Annotated in this window: 19 protein-coding genes; 11 read left to right on the top strand and 8 right to left on the bottom strand. The window is 72.3% G+C overall.

Annotated elements, in window-relative coordinates; translation table 11 throughout:
- Positions 1 to 3: 3 nt before the first annotated feature.
- Positions 4 to 273, bottom strand: coding sequence for a DUF4873 domain-containing protein (locus MicB006_RS30505; protein ID WP_116510751.1), 270 nt, complete (start codon positions 271 to 273; stop codon positions 4 to 6).
- On the bottom strand, positions 270 to 986 hold the full coding sequence (locus tag MicB006_RS30510; RefSeq protein ID WP_116510752.1) for a TetR family transcriptional regulator: 717 nt from the start codon (positions 984 to 986) through the stop codon (positions 270 to 272). Before MicB006_RS30510 ends, MicB006_RS30505 begins: the two co-directional genes overlap by 4 nt.
- Before the next feature lie 49 nt (positions 987 to 1,035).
- Between MicB006_RS30510 and MicB006_RS30515 the strand changes: the two genes are divergently transcribed.
- On the top strand, positions 1,036 to 1,938 hold the full coding sequence (locus MicB006_RS30515) for a diiron oxygenase (protein ID WP_116510753.1): 903 nt from the start codon (positions 1,036 to 1,038) through the stop codon (positions 1,936 to 1,938).
- A gap of 45 nt (positions 1,939 to 1,983) precedes the next feature.
- Here MicB006_RS30515 and MicB006_RS30520 read toward each other — a convergent pair whose 3' ends face one another.
- The 5 genes from MicB006_RS30520 to MicB006_RS30540 form a co-directional block, all read right to left on the bottom strand.
- Entirely contained in the window at positions 1,984 to 3,435 is a 1,452-nt protein-coding gene (locus MicB006_RS30520) for a cellulase family glycosylhydrolase (RefSeq protein WP_116510754.1), read from the bottom strand.
- 140 nt (positions 3,436 to 3,575) lie between these two features.
- Positions 3,576 to 3,866, bottom strand: a complete 291-nt coding sequence (locus tag MicB006_RS30525; protein WP_116510756.1) for a BON domain-containing protein — start codon at positions 3,864 to 3,866, stop codon at positions 3,576 to 3,578.
- Positions 3,867 to 3,888: 22 nt separating this feature from the next.
- On the bottom strand, positions 3,889 to 4,425 hold the full coding sequence (locus MicB006_RS30530) for an STAS domain-containing protein (RefSeq protein ID WP_116510757.1): 537 nt from the start codon (positions 4,423 to 4,425) through the stop codon (positions 3,889 to 3,891).
- Positions 4,422 to 4,733, bottom strand: coding sequence for a hypothetical protein (locus tag MicB006_RS30535; RefSeq protein ID WP_073829643.1), 312 nt, complete (start codon positions 4,731 to 4,733; stop codon positions 4,422 to 4,424). The genes MicB006_RS30530 and MicB006_RS30535 overlap by 4 nt, the downstream gene beginning before the upstream one ends.
- Positions 4,734 to 4,742: 9 nt before the next feature.
- Entirely contained in the window at positions 4,743 to 5,108 is a 366-nt protein-coding gene (locus MicB006_RS30540) for an STAS domain-containing protein (protein ID WP_116510758.1), read from the bottom strand.
- A gap of 150 nt (positions 5,109 to 5,258) precedes the next feature.
- Between MicB006_RS30540 and MicB006_RS30545 the strand changes: the two genes are divergently transcribed.
- The 4 genes from MicB006_RS30545 to MicB006_RS30560 all read left to right on the top strand — a co-directional run bounded on the left by MicB006_RS30545 (position 5,259) and on the right by MicB006_RS30560 (position 8,791).
- On the top strand, positions 5,259 to 5,933 hold the full coding sequence (locus tag MicB006_RS30545; protein WP_030504080.1) for a response regulator transcription factor: 675 nt from the start codon (positions 5,259 to 5,261) through the stop codon (positions 5,931 to 5,933).
- Positions 5,930 to 7,279: a HAMP domain-containing sensor histidine kinase gene (locus MicB006_RS30550; protein ID WP_116510759.1), complete on the top strand. Its 1,350-nt coding sequence runs from the start codon at positions 5,930 to 5,932 to the stop codon at positions 7,277 to 7,279. Before MicB006_RS30545 ends, MicB006_RS30550 begins: the two co-directional genes overlap by 4 nt.
- A complete protein-coding gene (locus tag MicB006_RS30555) occupies positions 7,276 to 7,839 on the top strand; it encodes a GerMN domain-containing protein (RefSeq protein ID WP_116510761.1) in 564 nt (187 codons plus the stop codon). The genes MicB006_RS30550 and MicB006_RS30555 overlap by 4 nt, the downstream gene beginning before the upstream one ends.
- Positions 7,840 to 7,981: 142 nt before the next feature.
- Positions 7,982 to 8,791, top strand: a complete 810-nt coding sequence (locus MicB006_RS30560) for a SigB/SigF/SigG family RNA polymerase sigma factor (protein WP_091428154.1) — start codon at positions 7,982 to 7,984, stop codon at positions 8,789 to 8,791.
- Between the two features lie 54 nt (positions 8,792 to 8,845).
- Here the strand turns inward: MicB006_RS30560 and MicB006_RS30565 are convergent, their stop codons facing one another.
- The gene (locus MicB006_RS30565) at positions 8,846 to 10,843 is read right to left on the bottom strand and encodes a glycosyl hydrolase family 28-related protein (RefSeq protein WP_116510762.1); all 1,998 of its coding nucleotides are present in this window, start codon (positions 10,841 to 10,843) and stop codon (positions 8,846 to 8,848) included.
- Positions 10,844 to 11,042: 199 nt separating this feature from the next.
- Here MicB006_RS30565 and MicB006_RS30570 point away from each other — a divergent pair, with 199 nt between their 5' ends.
- The 6 genes from MicB006_RS30570 to MicB006_RS30595 all read left to right on the top strand — a co-directional run bounded on the left by MicB006_RS30570 (position 11,043) and on the right by MicB006_RS30595 (position 20,513).
- Positions 11,043 to 12,044 carry a LacI family DNA-binding transcriptional regulator gene (locus tag MicB006_RS30570; protein WP_073829636.1) on the top strand — a complete coding sequence of 334 codons (1,002 nt, stop codon included), beginning with the start codon at positions 11,043 to 11,045 and terminating at the stop codon, positions 12,042 to 12,044.
- A 464-nt stretch (positions 12,045 to 12,508) separates the two neighbouring features.
- On the top strand, positions 12,509 to 13,885 hold the full coding sequence (locus MicB006_RS30575) for an ABC transporter substrate-binding protein (RefSeq protein WP_116510763.1): 1,377 nt from the start codon (positions 12,509 to 12,511) through the stop codon (positions 13,883 to 13,885).
- 60 nt (positions 13,886 to 13,945) lie between these two features.
- Complete coding sequence (locus MicB006_RS30580) at positions 13,946 to 14,905, top strand: carbohydrate ABC transporter permease (protein WP_116510764.1); 960 nt, start codon at positions 13,946 to 13,948, stop codon at positions 14,903 to 14,905.
- Between the two features lie 3 nt (positions 14,906 to 14,908).
- The gene (locus MicB006_RS30585; protein WP_116510766.1) at positions 14,909 to 15,796 is read left to right on the top strand and encodes a carbohydrate ABC transporter permease; all 888 of its coding nucleotides are present in this window, start codon (positions 14,909 to 14,911) and stop codon (positions 15,794 to 15,796) included.
- Between the two features lie 74 nt (positions 15,797 to 15,870).
- On the top strand, positions 15,871 to 17,496 hold the full coding sequence (locus MicB006_RS30590) for a glycoside hydrolase family 13 protein (protein ID WP_116510768.1): 1,626 nt from the start codon (positions 15,871 to 15,873) through the stop codon (positions 17,494 to 17,496).
- A 149-nt stretch (positions 17,497 to 17,645) separates the two neighbouring features.
- Positions 17,646 to 20,513, top strand: a complete 2,868-nt coding sequence (locus tag MicB006_RS30595) for a discoidin domain-containing protein (RefSeq protein ID WP_116510770.1) — start codon at positions 17,646 to 17,648, stop codon at positions 20,511 to 20,513.
- Positions 20,514 to 20,581 lie beyond the last annotated feature (68 nt).

A 20,581-nucleotide genomic window follows, 5' to 3' on the forward strand; every position in this document is an offset into this window, starting at 1 on the left:
GTGTCACTCCTCCTCCGGCGGCCAGGGCGGCGCACCGACGCCGGTGATGCGTACCCCGCCCCACGGGTCCACCTCGGTCAGCCGGGCCCGGGTGACCCGCTCGCCGATGCGGACCTCCACGTCTCGGCGGCCGGAGCGCAGCAGCCGCACCAGGCGTGGCTCCGGCTCGACCCGCCCGGCCCAGTGGTAGCGCCCGTCGACCGGCTCCCACCGGCCGCCGGCGTGCAGCCGCACCGCGGTGCCGGCCACCTCGGCCGTGCCCTGCCAGGTCACCTGTCGATCCGCTCGTGCGCGCGGGTCAGTTCCGGCGGCAGGTCCGCGCCGCGCCGTACCCCCTCGATGCCGCTCCACAGCAGCGTGGTCAGGTACTCGGTGAGCGCGGACCGGTGGATCGGCTGCCCGTGCGTGGTCCACCAGTCGCCGACCGCCTGCACGAACCCGACCAGCCCGTACGCCCACGGCTCGGCCGGCCCGGCGTCGAGACCGAGCGCGCGCAGCCGGTCGCCGATGACCCGGGCCAGTCCGGTGGCGACCTGCCGGCTGGTGCCGGTGACCACCTGCTGGATGCCGGGGTGGCCGGACTCGTGCACCAGGAAGCGGTAGAGCGAGGGCTCGAACTCCACCACGCTCAGGTACGCGTCGATCGTCGCCTCGACCAGCGCCCGCTCCTCGCGGACCTGCTCCACGGCGGGCGCCACAGCGGCCACCACGCGCTCGGCGACCACCTCGCTGACCGCCAGCCAGAGCTGCGCCTTGTCGGCGAAGTAGCGGTAGAGCACCGGTTTGCTGACCCCGGCCGTGGCCGCGACCTGGTCCATGTCGACGCTCGGGCCGTGCCGCAGCAGCGCCTGCACGGCGGCGGCGATCAGCTCCTGACGGCGCTGTTCGCGGTGCTCCGCCCAGCGGTCGCGCCGCCCACCGGAGCGGGGCGGGGACGGCTCCCGGGGGGCGTCGGGGCCATTGACATCGGTGGTGGTGCGTCGCATGCTACCACTCGTAACAGTTACTGGAAGTTACGTCAACTGTGGAGGGGTCATGGAGCGGACGACTGCCGGATTCCCGCGCGAGGCGGTCGCCGATCGCCTCCTCACCGCCTCCGTACGCACCAGCTACGACCCCATGGTGGACATCGACTGGTCGGCGCCGCCCGCGCCCGGCGCGTACTGGATGCCGCCGCGGCGCAGCAGCCTCTACGGCACGCCCCTGTGGGAGGCGATGAGCGAGGAGCAGCGGATCGAGCTGACCAAGCACGAGGTCGCCAGCGCGGCCAGCGCCGGGATCTGGTTCGAGACGATCCTCATGCAGATGCTGATCCGGCAGTACTACGACGCGGATCCGACCAGCCGGCACGCCCAGTACGCGCTCACCGAGGTCGCCGACGAGTGCCGGCACTCCATCATGTTCGGCCGGCTCATCGAGGCCACCGGCGCGCCGGTCTACCGCGCCGAGCCCGTCGACCACCTGCTCGGGCGCTGGCTCAAGGCCACGGCGACCGGCCCGCAGATGTACGCGGCCATCCTCATCGCCGAGGAGATCCTCGACGCGTTCCAGCGCGAGATCATGGCCGACGAGTCGCTGCAGCCGCTGATCCGGATGGTGTCCCGCATCCACGTGGTCGAGGAGGCCCGGCACGTGCGCTTCGCCCGCGACGAGCTGGCCCGGCAGGTGGAGGCGTCCGGGCCGGTCGCGCTCGCGTACGCGCGGCTGGTGATCGGGCGGGCCGCGTACTCGATCACGCGGCGGCTGGTGCACCCCCGGGCGTACGCGGCGGTCGGGATCGACCCGGCGGCCGGTCACGCCGCGGCGCGGGCCAACCCGCACTGGCGGGCCACGCTGCGCTGGTCGGCCCAGCGGATCGCCGACCACCTGACCGAGCTGGGCCTGGTGGACGGGCCGGGCCGGCTGCTGTGGCGCCGGGCCGGGCTGATCGAGGGCTGACCGGCGGCGACCCGAAGGGGAAAAGGATCGCCGCCGGTCGCCCGGTCAGGAGGTCGGGAAGTTGTCGGGGGTACGGATGCGGTCGCGCATGTACGCGCCGGACTGCGTCAGCACCGACGTCCCGCTGAACGAGCCGGACGCGCACGTGCCCGGCCGCAGCGCGGCTGAGCCCTCGGGGGCGTCGGAGAACGTCCAGTTGGCGTAGCTGATCTTCAGACGGTCGAGCAGATCGAGCCAGGCGTTGCTGCTGGCGGTGTCGACAGCGCCGTCGCCGGTGTAGGTGACGGTGCCGAACTCGGTGACGAACAGCGGCAGCCGGGAGGCGGCCCGCTGCACCTCGTTGCGGTAGTTGTCCTGGTGCGAGGCGGCGTAGAAGTGGAACGTGTACATGATGTTCTGCGCCCGCACCGGGTTGTTCACGATCTCGTCGGAGTTGCTGCCGTCGGACACGCCCAGCGAGGACCAGCCGCGGGTGCCGACGATGACCACCGCGTCCGGGTCGTTGGCCCGGATCACCGGGATGACCTGCTCGGCGTAGTTGCGGATGGTCGACCAGCTGACCCCGTTGGGCTCGTTGGTGATCTCGTAGATCACGTTCTTCTTGGCCGCGTTGCGCGCCGACACGTTGGCGAAGAACGTCTTGGCCCGGTCCAGGTTGTACATCGGGTCACCGGGAGTCAGCGTGTGGAAGTCGATGAGCGCGTACATGCCGCGAGCCTCGGCCTTGTCCACGAGCGTGTTCACCTGGGCGGTGAAGGCGGCCGGGTTGGTCTCGTAGCCCTGCTCCTGCACGTACATCGAGATGCGCAGCAGGTCCGACTGCCACTCGTCGGCCAGCACGTTCAGTGAGGTGTCGGTGTAGCAGTTGGCGAACCACTGCAGGCCGTGGGTGCTCATGCCGCGCAGCTGGATCGGCCGTCCGTACTGGTTGCAGAGGTTGACCCCGCAGACCTGGAGCTGGCCGTTGATGGCGACCGGGGTGGTGCCGGTCGGCGGCGGCGTCGTGGGCGGGGGAGTGGTCGGCGGTGGGGGCGTGCTGGGCGGCGGAGTGCTCGGCGGCGGCGTGGAGGTGCCGCCGGTGCAGACCGTGCCGTTGAGCGTGAACGAGGTGGGGCTCGGGTTCGACCCGGTCCAGGAGCCGTTGAAGCCCACTGTGGTGCTCGCGCCGGTGCCGAGCGCGCCGTTGTAGTCGGCGCTGCGCGCGGTGACCGAGGAGCCGCTCTGCTGCCAGGTGGCCGACCAGCCCTGCACCACGCGCTGGCCCCCGTCGGGGAAGGTGAAGCCCAGCGTCCAGTTGCTCACCGGGTCGCCGAGGTTCCTCACCGCGACGGTGGCGGTGAAACCGCCGGGCCACGAGTTGGTGGTGTAGGTGACGGCACAGCCGGTCGCGGCCATCGCGTTCGCCGACGGCAGGACGGCCGTCGCCGCCAGGGCGAGCGCGCCGACCGCGCCGCCGACGAGCAGGTGCCGCCGCGACGGCCGGGGAATTGAGAACATGCGGGAAGGTCCCATCTGGTGGATGGTGATCGGACGATGCCCGTCGTGAACCTGCCCGGAAAGTCCGACGCGGCGACCTGGGGGAGCGCTCCCACGGCCGAGCGTAGAGGCGGACGCCGATGCGTGCAACAGCCGGCGGCTCAGCGGCCGCCGCGCCGCCCGCCGGAGAGCCGCAGCGCGTTGCAGACGTCGAACACGCCCGGCACGTCCCAGGCCAGCTCGGCGGCGACCAGGCGGGTCTCCGCGTCGGCCACCAGGCCGGCGAGGATCACCACGCGGTTCTGCACGGTGACGGTGATCTGCTGCCGCCGGGTGGTCCAGTCGGCGCTGAGCCGCTGGGCGACGAGGGAGGCGAGCCGGGTGTCCGCGTCGTCGGGCTCGGGTCCGCGGCCGGTGTACGGGAACTCGGGGTACGGCCAGGGCATCACCACGGGGAGGGCTCCTTCTGTTCGGTCATGACCGCGCGCCGGACGCGGATCGCGGCGCCGGGACGCGGCCGTCGACGACTGTGAAGACGCCGTCGAGCCGCATGGTGTGCAGCACGGTGAGCACGAAGCGCGACGGCGACAGCAGGCACAGCCGGCGACCGTCGCGCCGGGCGTCCTGGTGCGCGCGCACCAGCAGGCCGAGACCGGCCGAGTCGATCACCTCGAGCGCGGACAGGCGGACCAGCTCGCGGTCGCCGCGTACGGAGCGCTCCGCGAGCGCGCGGCGTACCGCCTCGGCGGGGTCGACGTCGGCGACGGCCGGGGCGCCGCCCACCTGCTCCAGGTCCTCCGTGCCGAGGCCGTCCTCGGCGACCGTGGCCCGGACGCTGCACCGGGGGCAGTGGTGCGGGCCGGACGCGAAGGGCGAGCCGACCCAGTCGTGCTCGAACACGAGCGTCCACACCACCTCGGCGTCGGGCAACGTGGCGCCCGCGCCGGTGACGCTGTCGCCGCAACCGTCGCAGATGAGCATCATCAGGTGGTCCGCGGGGACGACTGTCACACCTCCTCCTTCCGTCGGGCGCCCGGATCGGGCGCCTGCCCGTCGGTCTCCGTGCGGCCCGCCGCCACCACGGCCAGCACGACCGCCACGGCGGCGAACGCGGTCTGCGTCATCAGGGACAGCAGCGGCGAGGTGTCGGGACGGCGGTCCACCAGGCCGACCACGATCGCGCCGAGCAGCGCGGCGGCCACGCCGAGCGCCAGCGTCAGCCAGACCGGGACGGCCTTGCGTCCCGGCACGACGAGACGGCCCACGCCGCCGACGGCGAGGCCCACCACGAGCGCTCCGACAAGCGTGCTTCCGGTCACGGCCCCTCCTCAGCGGGGTGCGGACGCGACCCGGGCCCGGCCGCGCGCGGCCGGACGGGGCGTGTCGACGACGGGTACGGCGCCCAGCCCGGAGGTCTGCAGGATGCGCCGGATCCGTGGGTGCGGGTTGCTCAGCGTGAGCACGCCGTCCTGCCGCGCCAGCCGCCGGTGCACGTCCAGCAGCAGCGCGACCGCGGCGGCGTCCACATGTCGGCACTCGGCGAGATCGATCGTCAGCTCGCGGGGACGGAGCGCGAGGATGCGGTCCAGCACGTGCGCGACCTCGGGCAGCCCGGCGAGGTCCAGCTCGTCGGTGATGTCCACCCGCACGTGCGGCACGGCGGACTCCGGCGGGGACGGCGGGGTTGCGGGCATCAGGTCGCTTCCGTGGTGGGATCAGTGTCGATCCCCACTCTGCGCAGCGATCTTGGAGGTCGCCGGACGGTTGTATGACGGTTCGATGACAAAAACCACGAACGGCCCACGCGATTGGGCGACCCGTGGCCCGCCGGTCATGATGCCCATATGACGGCCGTACTGGTGATCGAGGACGACGACCGCATCCGGCTCGCGCTGCAGCTCGCCCTGGAGGAGGAGGGCTACGAGGCGTACGGCGCCCCGACCGCGGAGGACGGGCTGCGACGGCAGCGGGAGAAGCCGTCGGACTACGTGCTCGTCGACCTGATGCTGCCCGGCATGAACGGGTTCGACTGCATCCGTCAACTGCGCCGCGACGACGACGTGCCGGTCGTGGTGATCAGCGCGCGGGACGACACCCACGACATCGTCGCCGCGCTTGAGGCGGGCGCCGACGACTACGTGGTCAAGCCGGTCGCGATCAAGGAGCTGTCCGCCCGGCTGCGGGCGCTGCGTCGGCGGGTACGCACCGTGTCCGGGCCCGCGCCCGCCCAGTTCTTCGGCGATCTGGAGATCAGCGCCGAGGCCGGCGAGGTGCGCCGCTCCGGACGGCCGGTGCCGGTCACCCGGACCGAGTTCCGGCTGCTCTGCGAGCTGGCCGAGCACGCCGGCCGGGTGCTGTCCCGCCAGCAGCTGCTCAGCCGGGTCTGGGGCTACGAGACCGGCGACGAGCGGCTCGTCGACGTGCACGTCGGCCGGCTGCGGCAGAAGATCGAGTCGGACCCGGCGAACCCCCGCCACCTGGTCACCCTCCGCGGCCTCGGCTACAAGCTGCAGCGATGACCCGTCCCGGACTGCGCGCCCGCGTCACCGCGGCGTTCGCCGTCGGCGCGCTGCTGCTGTCGGCGCTGATGGCCCTCTTCTCGTACGACCTGACCCGGCGCTCGCTGCTCGACGAGCGGGAGCGCACCGCGATCCGGGCCGCCTACTACGACGCGGCGGTGGTCCGCTCCGGGCTGGACACCGGCACCCCGGACGTGGTGGCGGTGCTGCGCTCGCTCGACACCGGCAGCGCCCGGCGCCCGCTGCTGCACCTGCCCGACGGCTGGTACGCCCGCACCGCCGACGTGGGCGCCAGCTCGGTGCCGGTGGAGTTGCAGCGCATGGTCGCCGACGGCAAGCCCGCGGTGCAGCGGATCCGCCTCGACGGGCAGCCCGCGCTGCTGGTCGGCGTGCCGCTGCCCGGCGCGCTCGGCTACTACGAGCTGACCTCGCTGCGGGAGGTGGAGGAGACCTTCCAGGTGGTGGGACTGGCGCTGATCGCCGTGGCGATCATGGTCGCCGGGGCCGGCGCGGCGCTCGGCTGGTACGCCACCCGGCACAGCCTGCGGCCACTGACAGCGGTCGCCGACGCGGCGGAACGGATCGCGGGCGGGGACTTCGCCACCCGGCTCGATCCGACCACCGACCCCGACCTCACCCGCCTGTCCAGCTCGTTCAACGAGATGGTCGACAAGCTCGTGCACCGCATCGACCGGGACCGGCGCTTCGCCGCCGACGTGAGCCACGAGCTGCGCTCGCCGCTGCAGACGCTGGCCGCGGCGGCGAGCGTGCTGCACCGCCGCCGCGAGCACCAGGACGAGCGCACCGCGACCGCCGCCGGCCTGGTGGCCGACGAGGTGACCCGGTTCCAGCGGCTGGTCGACGACCTGATCCAGTTGGCCCGCACCGAGCAGCCCGCCCACCGCGAGACCGTCGACGTGGTCGAGCTGGCCCGGGCCACCTGCCGGGAGCGGTCGCTGCCGGAGAGCCTGGTGCAGGTGGCCGACGGCGTCCCGCACGAGTGGTGGATCGACCGGCGCCGGTTCGCGCAGACGCTGTTGAACCTGGTGGAGAACGCCGAGCGCTACGGCGGCGGTCCGGTCGCCGTACGCCTGGGCGGGCGCGACGGCGTGGGCGTGCTGGAGGTCGACGACGACGGACCCGGAGTGCCGCCGGGCGACCGGGAGATCATCTTCGACCGGTTCGTGCGGGGCCGGGCCGCGCACGACCGGGCCGGCACCGACGGCACCGGTCTCGGCCTCGCCCTGGTGGCGCAGCACGCCGACGCGCACGGCGGGTCGGCGCGGGTGCTGGACCGCCGGCCCGGCGCCCGCTTCCGGGTCGAGTTGCCCGGAGCGCTCCGGTGAGCCGGCGGCGGCTCCTGCCCGGCCTGCTCGCCGTGGCGCTGCTCGCCGGCTGCGGGGTGCCGGTGGACGACGAGCCCCGGCTCGTGCAGACGCCGCCCGGGGCCTTCCCGACGCCGGCGGTGTCCTCGACCGCCGACGGGGACGGGCGGGTGGACGAGCCGTTCTGCTTCGTCCGCGACGACGGGCTGGTCGTGGCGAACCGCCGGGTGGACGGGCTGCCCGGGGTGGACACGCACCTGCAGCACCTGCTGGCCGGGCCCGGCCCCGGGGAGCGCCGTCAGGGGTTGTCCACGGCGCTGCCGGGCACGGTGGCGGTGGCCGGGGCCACACTGGCCGGCACCGTGGCGACAGTCGACGTGCGCCAGGCCGGGGAGGAGACCGGCCGCAACGACGAGGTGCTGGCCTTCGGGCAGATCGTGTGCAGCCTCACGCAGCGGCCGGACGTGTACAGCGTCGCGTTCCGCCGGGGCGGGCAGCCGCTCGAGGTGCCGCGCGCGGACGGAAGCCTCTCGGTGTTGCCGCTCACCGCTGCCGACTATCGGCCGTTGATGCCACGCTGATCGCCGTTGCTCGCCTCAATGTCCGGGTATGAGACAAAATCTCCATCGTCCGTTCGGTTGATTTGGCCATGGCCTTTGGTCTAGTGTGGCTGGCACGACCGGTGTGGGAGGCCACCCGTTCTCCGAGGACAGGAAGGGCAGCATGACCACGATGACCATGGCATCGACCGCGACCGAGGTGCAGCGCGCGCCGCAGACCGGTGAGGAGTCCCGTGCCAGCGAGCTGATCGCGGCGCTCGCCGCGCTGCCCGCCGACCACCCGCAGCGGGCCGCCCTGCGCAACCAGGTCATCGAGGCGTGGCTGCCGCTGGCGAACCACCTGGCCGCCCGCTACAGCGGGCGCGGCGAGCCGGCCGGTGACCTGGCGCAGACCGCGGCGCTGGGCCTGATCAAGGCGGTGGACCGGTTCGACGCCTCGCGCGGCGTCGACTTCGCCGGGTTCGCCATCCCGACCATCCTCGGTGAGATCAAGCGGCACTTCCGCGACCGCACCTGGAACATCCGGGTTCCGCGCCGCCTCCAGGAGCTGCGGCTGCGCATCTCCGAGGCGAACAGCACGCTGACCCAGACGCTCAACCGGGCCCCGACCGTCGCCGACATCGCCGCCCACCTCGACGTCACCGAGGAAGAGGTGCTGGAGGGCCTGGAGGGCGCCCGCGCGTACAACGCGGTCTCGCTGTCCACCCCGATCGGCGACGGCGACAGCGCCACCGAGCTGGGCGACACGCTCGGCACCGAGGACAACGAGTACGAGCTGGCCGACCTGCGCGCCTCCCTGGGCCCGGCGCTGGCCACGCTCGACGAGCGCGAGCAGAAGATCCTCACGCTGCGCTTCTACGGCAACCTGACCCAGAGCGAGATCGCCGCCCGGGTCGGTGTCTCCCAGATGCACGTGTCCCGGCTGCTCGCCCGCGCCCTGACCAAGCTGCGCGGCCAGCTCACCGAGGCCTGAGCCACACGCACCGCGACCCCCGCCGGCCCGTGCCGGCGGGGGTCGCGTCGTCCGTCACCAGGGCGAAGGCGGTGGTGGCGGCACCACCGGCGGGCGGTCGTCGCACGTGATGGTGTTCGGCAGCACCCACGGGGCCAGCCAGCCGCCGTCGTTGCCGCCGAGGTCGGTCAGAGTGAACTCCGACCCGGCCGGGGTGAAGTGGAACGACCCGCAGTTGTTCACGCCGACCGCGCCCACGTTGCGGGCGTCGACGTCGGCGAAGCTCGCCCCGCCGGCCGTGCGCGCGCTGACCACCGACGTCCCGGCGCCGTCGACCCGGACGCCGCGGAAGCGGACGTTGTCGATACGGACGCGGTCCTTCACCGGCCAGTCGCTGACCAGCATGATTGCGTTGTACGTGCTGTCCAGGTACGCGTCGCCGCTGACCAGGATGTCCGCGTCGATGCTGCGGTCCAGCGCGTAGAACCAGATCGCGCCGAGACCGATGTTCCAGTTCAGGTCGTACGTGCCGGCCCGGACCGTGGTGTTGCCGGTGATCCGCAGCCGGCCGGTGAACGGCTCCGCGCCGAACCGGGCACCCACCTGGATCGCGCTGCCCTCGCGGACCGGGTCGGCGATCAGGTTGTGCGCGACCGTCAGGTCCGTGCCGCCGTACAGCGCGATGCCGTTGGCGAGCACCGGTGACTGCACGGTGTTGTACGCGAACGTGTTCGACGCGTTCGCCGTCCCCTCCGACCACATCGCCAGCGCGTCGTCGCCGCTGTTGCGGACCACCGAGTTCGTCACCGAGGAGTGGGTGACGCCGGTGTGGAAGTTCAACCCGTCCGCGATCTGGTCCGCGATCACGGTGTTCGTGACCCGCAGCCCGGTCATCGGCCCGTCGAACCACATGCCGACCTTCGTGTGGTGCAGGTAGAGGCCGTCGATCGTGCTGTGGCTGAGCGCCCCGCCGACGGCGTTGACCTGGTCGGTGTCGATCCGCTCGCGGACGTCGCCCTCGATCGCGAAACCGGACAGGTGCACGTCGCGGCTGCCGCCGTCGGCGGCGTCGCGGCCGTAGAAGCCGACGCCCGTGTGCCGGGAGCCGTCGGGCGCGGGCGTGTCCAGCGCGACCTCACGCCCCCGCACGATCGTGTACCAGCTGCCCGCCCCGGCGATCGTCACGTCGTCGACGACGAGGTGCCGGTTGACCTGGTAGGTACCCGGCGGCAGGTAGAGCGGGCGGTCCACCCGCCGGGCGTAGGCGATCGCCCGGTCGAACGCGTCGGCGGACTCCCGCCGGCCGGTCGGGTCGGCGCCGAACGACAGCGCGTTCACCGCGCGGGGGACCACCCGGGGCGGCGCGACCAGATGCGCGTCCACCAGGTCGATCACCGTCCAGGCGGCGGCCGTGCCGCGCGGCGCGGTCAACCGCACCACCTCACCGGCCCGGTGGGTACGGCCGAGCAGCAGCCGCTGCTCGTCGTAGAAGTGGTGCGGCCGGAACGGCTTGGTGATCACCGGCGCGGGCGTGGTGGCCGCCGGGACGCAGGAGCACTCGGTGATCCACCAGTCCGGGTGCAGCAGGTCGGCGCCGGGGTCGTTGGTGAACGGGTACTGGTTGTAGAGCCAGGCGTACTGCGAGGTCAGCGTCATGGTGCGGGCGGGCGCGCGCCCGACGGTGATCCGCAGCGGCGCGGTGATGCCGCCGCCGCCCGGCGCGTCCGGGATGCTGTACCGCACGGTGAGCGCGTTCGTCGGCCGGGGGAGCGTGAGTTCGACGTACTGGCCGGGCAGCAGGCGCACGGCCCGGCGGCCGGACGCCTCACCTGCGAGTGTGTACGCCGACCGGTCCGGCCCGATCACGACGCCGGTGGTCCGGCCGTGCTCGGCCTCCTGCTCGACGTAGTCCACTGTGGCGCCGCGACCGGCCACGAGCGCGGGATCGAGCCCGGCGCGCGTCACCACCGGGGCCGGTCCGCGCGGCGGGCCCGCCGCGGCGGCGCCGGGCGGGACGAGCAGGGCGGCGGTGACCAGCGCCGCCGCGAGGATCCTCGGCACGCTCCGCGACATCGGAGCACCCACTTTCTCGGGGGACGGGTGGCCTCGGCGGCGCAGGCCATCGACAAGGGTCCTCATGTTATTCCGGCCTTCTGTTCCCTTTCAAGCATCAATCTGCTCGCATCCTTCGGACAGGTTGGCGCCCTCGGCGGCAAGAAGTGACCCATTCGGTTGTTCATTTCTTGCAAGAATCCGACGTACGATTGCCGCCGTGACGAAGCGCCTGACCGAGGTCGCCCGCAAGGCGGGTGTCAGCGAGGCCACCGTGAGCCGCGTACTGAACGGCCGCGGCGGCGTGTCCGAGGCGACCCGGACCGCCGTGCTGACCGCCCTCGACGTGCTCGGCTACGAACGCCCGAGCAAGCTGCGCGGCGAACGCGCCCGCCTGGTCGGCCTGGTGCTTCCGGAGTTGCAGAACCCGATCTTCCCGGCGCTGGCCGAGGTGGTCACCGGATCCCTCGCCCAGCGCGGCTTCACCCCGGCGCTGTGCGCCCGCACCATCGGCGGCGTGCCCGAGTCCGGGTACGTGGAGATGCTGCTCGACCACCAGGTCAGCGGCGTCATCTTCGCCGGCGGCTCGTACGCGCTCGCCGACGCCTCGCACGAGCACTACCGGCGCCTCACCGACCGGGGCCTGCCGGTGGTGCTGGTCAACGCCGGCGTCGAGGAGCTGGGCTTCCCGCGCGTGTCCACCGACGACGCGGTCGCCGTCGAGCAGGCGTACGGGCACCTGCGCTCGCTCGGCCACGACCGGATCGGCCTGGTGCTCGGCCCGGCCGACCACGTGCCCTCGCGCCGCAAGCTCGACGCGATGGTCCGGGCCGCCGGCTGGGGAGACGACCGCTCCCTCGTGGAGCGGTCGAGCTTCTCGATGGAGGGGGCGCGGGTCGCCGCCACGAAGCTGATCGAGCGCGGCGTGACCGGCATCGTCTGCGCCAGCGACGTGCTCGCGCTGGGCACCATCCGGGCCGCCCGGCGCCTGGGCTGCGCGGTGCCGGCCGACGTCTCGGTGGTCGGCTTCGACGACTCGGCGTTCATGACCTGCACCGACCCGCCGCTGACCACTGTGCGGCAGCCGATCGAGACCATGGGGCAGGCCGCTGTGGACCTGCTGGTGACCCAGATCGAGGGCGCCGGGGTGCTGCACGACGAGCTGCTGTTCGAGCCCGAGCTGGTGGTACGCGGCTCCACCGCCCCCGCCCCCCGCCGCTGACCCCGGGCCTACTCACTCACCCACCTCGGCCGGCTAAGCCCCGTCGGGCGGTGCCCGACACTGCCGCCCCGGCGCCGCATCCGTCGATCTTGGAGTTGTGGCGCCCGGAATGCGGCCCTAATCCCGGTATCTGAGGTGCCACAACTCCAAGATCGACGATCTGCTGGCGGCGACCGCGTCTGGTCAGGGTGGTTCCGCGTCCAGGGGGCCGGATGGCCGCGCTCCCACGGCGGCAGCCGGCAGCCTCCCGACTTCCGTCGGCAAGTTCAGTTCTTGCATTCGATCGTCCGCATCTTGCTGGCTCCGGTTCGCGTCGCTACAGTGACTCCACTCACACCTGACCCGGGGCGCGGTTTCCGGAGGCAGGGCGCGTGCCGGCTGCCGTTCCACCACCAGAGGCAGCCGCGCGGTCACCGCACATCAGTGAAGGCCATGGATACACCCGTTCCCGAAGGGATGGACAGATGTCCGTACCGCAGTATCGGAAGGTCGCGGCGCTCGCGCTCGCGACCGGCCTCGGGCTCAGCCTTGCGGCGTGCTCCACCAAGAGCGACGACAGCAGCGACGCCGGCGGCAAGGTCACCATCACCGTCGACTGCCAGCCGGTCGGCGCGCAGAAGGAGCTGCTGAAGAACTGGAACGACGACGTCGCCGAGTTCCAGCGGCAGAACCCGGACATCGTCGTCAAGAGCGTCAGCGTCGGCGAGCAGTGCAACAACCCGCCGGACTTCACCGCCCGCCTCGCCGGCGGCACCGTCACCGACGTGTTCTACGGCTACATGACCGACCTGCAGCAGGTGCTGGACTCCGGCCAGGCGATGGACATCGGCCAGTACACCACCAAGGACACCATCCCCACCTGGGACAGCGTCGACCCGGCGCTCAAGGAGGTCTTCACTGACGGCGGCAAGCTGTACGCCGTACCGGTGAAGAACTACTCGATGGGCCTGATCTACAACAAGGCGCTGTTCCAGCGGGCCGGGCTCGACGTCGACAACCCGCCGAAGACGTGGCCGGAGGTGCGGGCCGCGGCCAAGAAGATCGCCGCGCTCGGCGACGGCATCGCCGGGTACTCCGAGTACAGCGCGGGCAACACCGGCGGCTGGCACTTCACCTCGCTGCTCTACTCGCAGGGTGGCCAGGTGCTCAGCGCCGACGGCAAGAAGGCCGACTTCAACAACGCGATGGGCAAGCAGGTCCTGCAGAACCTCAAGGACATGCGGTACGGCGACAACAGCATGGGCGCCCGGCAGCTGCTCCAGTGGGGTGACCTGCTCACCAACGCCGGCGCCGGCAAGGTCGGCATGTTCATCGGCGCGCCGGACGCGACCCAGGCGATCGTCAGCCAGTTCCAGGGCAAGTACCAGGACTGGGCGATGGGCCCGCTGCCCGGCCAGGACGGGCAGGCCAAGGCCACCCTCGGCGGCGGCGAGGGCTACTTCTTCAAGAAGGGCCTGAGCCCGGAGCAGGTCAAGGCCGGCCTGAAGTGGCTCGCCTACCAGAAGCTCACCCCGGGCAAGGGCCAGTTCGACTACGTGCGTGCCAAGCCGCAGAACTACCCGGTCGGCCTGCCCCAGCCGCTGCTGTTCACGAACGGCAGCGACGCGCAGAAGCAGGAACTGGAGCTGCGCAAGGCCAACGCCAACGTGGACACCACGAACTTCGCGGTCTTCGAAGCCAACCCGGTGCCGATCAAGGGTGAGCCGCGTAACGCGCAGGCCATCTACGCGGTGCTCGACGCGGCGATGTCCGGGGTGCTGACCAACCCGAACGCGAACATCGACGCGTTGCTCAAGACCGCCGAGGACAAGGTCAACCAGCTGCTGGCCGCCGGCAGCTGACCCGACCGGAGGTGGGGCCGGCGCACCGGCCCCACCTCCCCGAGCACCGCAGGAGTCGCCTTGGCGCTCACCACCGCCCCCGGCGCCACCCGCCGTACCGGCCCGGTCGCGCCGCGGCCGTCGCGTACCGCCGGACGCCGCGCCGGCCTCGGCCGCAAGGTGCGGGACAACCTCACCGGGCACACGTTCCTCATCGGCGCTGTCGCCTGCTTCGCCGTCTTCTCCTGGTACCCGATGGTCCGCGGCGTCGTGATGAGCTTCCAGCGCACCCGGCGCGGCGAGACCACCTGGGTCGGCTGGGACAACTACAGCCGGATCATCGCCGATCCGAGCTTCTGGACCGCCTGGAAGAACACGTTCGTCTTCACCGGCCTGGCGCTGGTGCTCGGCTACGCCGTGCCGTTCCTCGTGGCGATCCTGCTCAACGAGCTGCGCCACGCCAAGGGCTACCTGCGGGTGCTGGTCTACCTGCCGGTGATGCTGCCGCCGGCGTCCGCGCTGTTCCTGTTCAAGTTCTACGCGTACGACCCGAGCGAGGCGGGGCTGTTCAACGCGGTCCTCACCGCGCTGGGACTGCCCACGTCGGAGTGGATGCAGTCGCCCACGATGACCATGCCGGCCATGGTGATCGCGTCGAGCTGGATGAACATGGGCGGCGCTGTGCTGATCTACCTGGCGGCGTTGCAGAACATCCCCGGCGAGCTGTACGAGGCCGCCGAGATCGACGGAGCCGGGGTGTGGCGGCGCATCCTGCACGTGACGATCCCGCAGACCCGGCTGATCCTGGCGCTGCTGGCGATGCTCCAGATCGTCGCGACCATGCAGTTGTTCATCGAGCCGCTGATCCTCGCCAACGGCGCCGGCACGCAGGACTCGGCGACCTCCGTGGCGTACCTGATCTATCAGCACGGGTTCTTCCAGAACGACCTCAACGGCGCCGCCGCGCTCGGCGTGATCATGCTGGTGGTGCTGGCCGGGTTCTCCGCCGTCTACCTGCGACTGACCGCGAGACAGGACTAGGACATGGCCGCCGACAGCACCACCCGTACCCTCGTCTCCCACGCCCAGCTACGCCGTGGTCGCGGTCGCGTCCTCTACTGGGCCGTGCTCTCCGTGGTCGTGGCCGGGTTCACGCTGGTCTTCCTCGGCCCGCTGTACTGGATGGTCACCGGCGCGCTGAAGTCCGGCCAGGAGATCGCCCAGACCCCGCCGACGTTGTTCCCGCGCGACCCGCAGCCGGGCAACTACGTGGACGCCTGGACCAACCTGGACCTGGCGAAGCTGCTGTTCAACACGTTCTACTACGCCACCGGCGCGGTGCTGTTCCAGCTCGTGTTCGACACCGCCGCGGCGTACGCGCTGTCGAAGCTGCGTCCGGTGCTGGGCAAGCTGATCCTCGGCATGATGCTGGCGACGCTGATGATCCCGGCCATGGTGCTCATCGTCCCGCAGTACGTCACGGTGATCGACCTGCCGATCGTGCACGTCAACCTGCTCGACTCGCCGTTCGCGATCTGGCTGCCGCTGGTGGCGAACGCGTTCAACATCTTCCTGCTGAAACGGTTCTTCGACTCGATCCCGGAGGACCTGATGGCCGCCGCCGTGATGGACGGCGCCACCCCGCTGCGCACGCTCTGGTCCATCGTCCTGCCGATGTCCCGCCCGATCCTCGGCGTGGTGGCGATCTTCGCGGTGACGGCGGTCTGGAAGGACTTCCTCTGGCCGAAGCTGGTCATGCCGTCGCCGGAGACGCGGACCGTCAGCGTCGGCATCTACGCCTTCGCCGGCGGCACCCCGATGAACGTGGTCATCGCCGCGTCGGTGATCGCCGCGATTCCCACAGTCGTGCTGTTCCTGATCTTCCAGCGCAACATCATGTCCGGCCTGACCACCGGCGGCCTCAAGGGCTGACCGGGCGCCGCCGCAAGCCCGCCGCATGCCCGCCGCCCCCGTACCGACCCCGCAGAAAGCAGGTGCCCGTGTCCATGGCCGACAACAGCCCGTGGTGGCGCTCCGCGGTGATCTACCAGGTCTATCCGCGCAGTTTCGCCGACGGCAACGGCGACGGGATCGGCGACGTCGCCGGCATCCGGTCCCGCCTGGACCACCTCGCCGCGCTCGGCGTCGACGCCATCTGGTTCAGCCCCTGGTACCCGTCGCCGATGGCCGACGCCGGCTACGACGTGTCCGACTACCGCGACATCGACCCGGTCTTCGGCACGCTCGCCGAGGTGGAGGCGCTGATCGCCGAGGCGCACGCGCTCGGCGTCCGCAGCATCGTCGACGTGGTGCCCAACCACTGCTCCGACGCGCACCAGTGGTTCCGGGCCGCACTGGCCGGCGGGCCGGGCGCGCCCGAGCGGGACCTGTTCTGGTTCCGCCCCGGCCGGGGACCGGGCGGTGACCTGCCGCCCACCGACTGGACCGGCGAGTTCGGCGGACCGACCTGGACCCGCACCACCGACCCGGACGGCACGCCCGGCGACTGGTACCTGCACCTGTTCGCCCCGCAGCAACCCGACTTCAACTGGGACCACCCCCGGGTCCGCGCCGAGTTCGAGGACATCCTGCGGTTCTGGTTCGACAGGGGTGTGGACGGCATCCGTATCGACTCGGCCGGGCTGCTGGTCAAGGACGGCGCGCTGCCGGAGGTCCACCCGGACCGGCCACACCCGTTCCGCGACCAGGACGGCGTGCACGACGTGTACCGCGCCTGGCGGCGCATCGCCGACTCCTACCCGGGCGGGCGGGCGCTGGTCGGCGAGGTGTGGCTGCCCGACCGGCAGCGGTTCGCGAACTACCTGCGCCCGGACGAGCTGCACACCGCGTTCAACTTCGACTTCCTCGGCTGCGCCTGGGACGCCACGGCGCTGCGGGACAGCATCGACGGCACGCTCGGCGCGCACGCCCCGGTCGGCGCCCCGGCCACCTGGGTGCTGTCCAACCACGACGTCACCCGGCACGTGACCCGGTACGGCCGCGCCGACACCCGGTTCAGCTTCGCCGCCAAGCGCGAGGGCATCCCCACCGACCTGGAGCTGGGCACCCGCCGGGCCCGCGCCGCCGCGCTGCTGTCCCTCGCGCTGCCCGGCGCCGCCTACGTCTACCAGGGTGAGGAGCTGGGCCTCTGGGAGGTCGAGGACATCCCGTACGAGCTGCGGCAGGACCCGATGTGGGAGCGGTCCGGACGGGTCGACCCGGGCCGCGACGGCTGCCGGGTGCCGCTGCCCTGGCAGGGCGACACCCCGCCGTTCGGGTTCAGCCCCGACGGCGCGTCCGCCGCGCCGTGGCTGCCGCAGCCGGCCGACTGGAAGGACCGCACGGTCCGCGCCCAGACCGGCGACCCGCACTCGATGCTGGAGCTGTACCGGGCCGCGCTGGCGCTGCGCCGCGCCGAACCCGCGCTCGGCGACGGCACGCTGACCTGGCTGCCCGCACCGGACGGCGTGCTCGCGTTCGCCCGCGAGCCCGGCTTCACCTGCCTGGTCAACCTCGGCGGGGCGGCGGTGCCGCTGCCCGCGCACGACGAGCTGCTGCTGGCCAGCGGGCCACTCGACGACGACCGGCTGCCACCGGACACCGCGGTCTGGCTGCGTACCCGATCGGCCTGACGGCGGCGCCGGCGGCCCCGTCCCGCCGCCGGCGCCGCAACGACACCCGGCGGCCCGTCCCGGCCGCCGCGCCGCACACCTGGGGAGGAGGAAGGAGAGGCAACGCCGCACGGGGGATCTGGCCACCGACGAAAGGGAGCACACCCCGCATGGCCGAGCACCGCACCGCGCACCGCCACCGCACCACAGGCGTGGCCGCCCTGGCCGCCGCCGCGCTCGCCGCCTCGACACTCGTCGTCGTGGCGCTGACCACGACCGCCACCCCGGCGTCCGCCGCCGGACTGTCCCCGTTCGACATCGCCGGCCGCGGTGCCACCGTGCCGTTCCGGGAGCAGGAGGCCGAGCAGGCCGCCCACACCGGCACGAAGATCGGCCCCGACCGGCGCTACGGCACGCTGCCGTCCGAGGCGTCCGGCCGCGAGGCGGTCACCCTCGACGCCGTCGGCGAGTACGTCGAGTTCACGCTCAGCGCCCCGGCGAACGCTGTCACGTTCCGGTACAGCCTGCCGGACAACGCCGCCGGCACCGGCCGGGACGCCACCATCGACCTGCGCGCCAACGGCACGCTGGTCAAGGCGGTGCCGGTCACCTCCCGGTACGGCTGGTACTACGGCGGCTACCCGTTCAACAACAACCCGGGCGACACCAACCCGCACCACTTCTACGACGAGACCCGGACCATGTTCGGCACCACGTACCCGGCCGGTACGAAGATCCGCCTCCAGGTCTCCTCGACCGCCCAGTCGCCCACGTTCACCATCGACCTGGCCGACTTCGAGCTGGTCGGGGCGCAGATCACCAAGCCGTCCGGCGTGCTGGACGTGGTGACCGACTTCGGCGCCGACCCGACCGGCGCCACCGACTCGACGGCGAAGTTCCAGGCCGCCGTGGACGCCGGCAAGGCGCAGGGCCGGGCGGTGTGGATCCCGGCCGGCACGTTCACGCTCTGGGACCACGTGGTGGTCGACGGCGTGACGCTGCGCGGCGCGGGCCCGTGGTACTCGGTGCTCGGCGGCCGGCACCCCACCGACCGCAAACGTGCCGCCGGCATCTACGGCAAGTACGTGCCGGGCGGCGGCTACTCCGGCGAGATCCGGTCGCACGAGGCCGGTGGACCCAGCCGCAACGTCACGCTGCGGGACTTCGCCATCATCGGCGACATCCGGGAACGGGTGGACGAGGACCAGGTCAACGCCATCGGCGGCGCGATGACGAACTCGGTGGTGGACAACCTGTGGTTGCAGCACACCAAGGTCGGCGCCTGGATGGACGGCCCGATGGACAACTTCACCATCCGCAACAGCCGCATCCTCGACCAGACCGCCGACGGGGTGAACTTCCACTGGGGCGTCACCAACTCGACTGTGACGAACACGTTCGTCCGCAACACCGGTGACGACGCGCTGGCCATGTGGGCGCAGAGCGTGCCGAACGTCGGCAACTCCTTCACCCGCAACACGATCGGCGTCACGATCCTGGCCAACCACCTGGTCACGTACGGCGGGCGGGACATCACCATCGCCGACAACGTCACCGCCGACTCGGTCACCAACGGCGGCGGCATCCACGTGGCGAACCGCTACCCGGGCGTCACCGGGCCGACGGCCGTGGCCGGCACGATCACGGTGGCCCGCAACACGCTGATCCGCAACGGCAACTCCGACTACAACTGGCAGTTCGGCGTGGGCGCGATCTGGTTCTCCGCGCTCAACGAGCCGATCCAGGGCGCCACGATCGCCGTCACCGACACCGACATCCTGGACAGCTCGTACGCGGCGCTGCACTGGATCGAGGGGCAGACCAGCGGCATCTCGTTCGACAACGTGCGTATCGACGGCGCGGGCACGTACGCGCTCCAGGTGCAGGCGCCCAGCCAGGTCCGGTTCACGAACGTGCGGGCCACCGGCATCGCGCAGTCCAACCCGATCCACAACTGCGTCGGCAGCGGCTTCCAGATCACCCAGGGCACCGGCAACTCCGGCTGGTACACGTCCACCCCGTACTGCGGGCCGTGGCCGCAGCCGCAGTGGGGCAACGGCCCGTCCAGCCCGCCGCCGACCAGCCCGGCGCCGACCACGGCAGCGCCGACGACGGCCCCGCCGACCACCGCCCCGCCGACCACGCCACCGCCGGCCGGCGGGAACCTGGCCCTGGGCCGCCCGGCGACGGCCACCAGCACCACCCAGACGTACGCCGCCGGCAACGCCGTCGACGGCAACGCCGCCAGCTACTGGGAGAGCGTCAACAACGCGTTCCCGCAGTCGCTCACCGTCGACCTCGGCGCGTCCCGCACCGTCGACCGGGTGGTGCTCAAGCTCCCGCCGGGCTGGGAACGGCGTACCCAGACGCTGTCCGTGCTCGGCTCCACCGACGGCTCCTCGTACACCACGCTGGCCGCGTCGGCGGGGCGCGTCTTCGACCCGGCGGCCGGCAACAGCGTGTCGGTCGCGCTGCCGTCCGGCGACCGGCGGTTCGTCCGGGTCACCGTCACCGGCAACACCGGCTGGCCGGCGGGCCAGCTCAGCGAGCTGGAGGTGTACGGCGGCGGCACCACACCGCCGCCCACCACGACTCCGCCGCCCACCACCGCGCCGCCGAGCGGGAACCTGGCGGCGGGCCGGCCCGTCGCGGAGACCAGCCACGCCGACGTGTACGGCGCCGCCAACACCGTCGACGGCAACGCCAACACCTACTGGGAGAGCGCCAACAACGCCTTCCCCCAGTCGGTGACGGTCGACCTGGGCAGCGCCCGGCCGGTGGCCCGGGTGGTGCTGAAGCTGCCCCCGTCGGCGGCCTGGCAGACCCGTACCCAGACCGTGTCGGTGCTCGGCTCCACCGACGGCTCGTCGTTCTCGACGCTCAAGGCGGCGGCGGGCTACACGTTCGACCCGGCGGGCGGCAACAGCGTGTCGATCGCGCTGCCCGCCGGTGACCGCCGCTTCGTGCGGCTGACAGTCACCGGCAACACCGGCTGGCCGGCCGGCCAGCTGTCCGAGTTCGAGGTGTACGCCTCCTGACCCGGCGCGGCGGGGACCACCGCCGGTCCCCGCCGCGCCACCGCACCCCCACCCCGAACGCCTCTCCA

Source organism: Micromonospora sp. B006, from assembly GCF_003408515.1.
GTDB classification, from domain to species: domain Bacteria; phylum Actinomycetota; class Actinomycetes; order Mycobacteriales; family Micromonosporaceae; genus Micromonospora; species Micromonospora echinospora_A.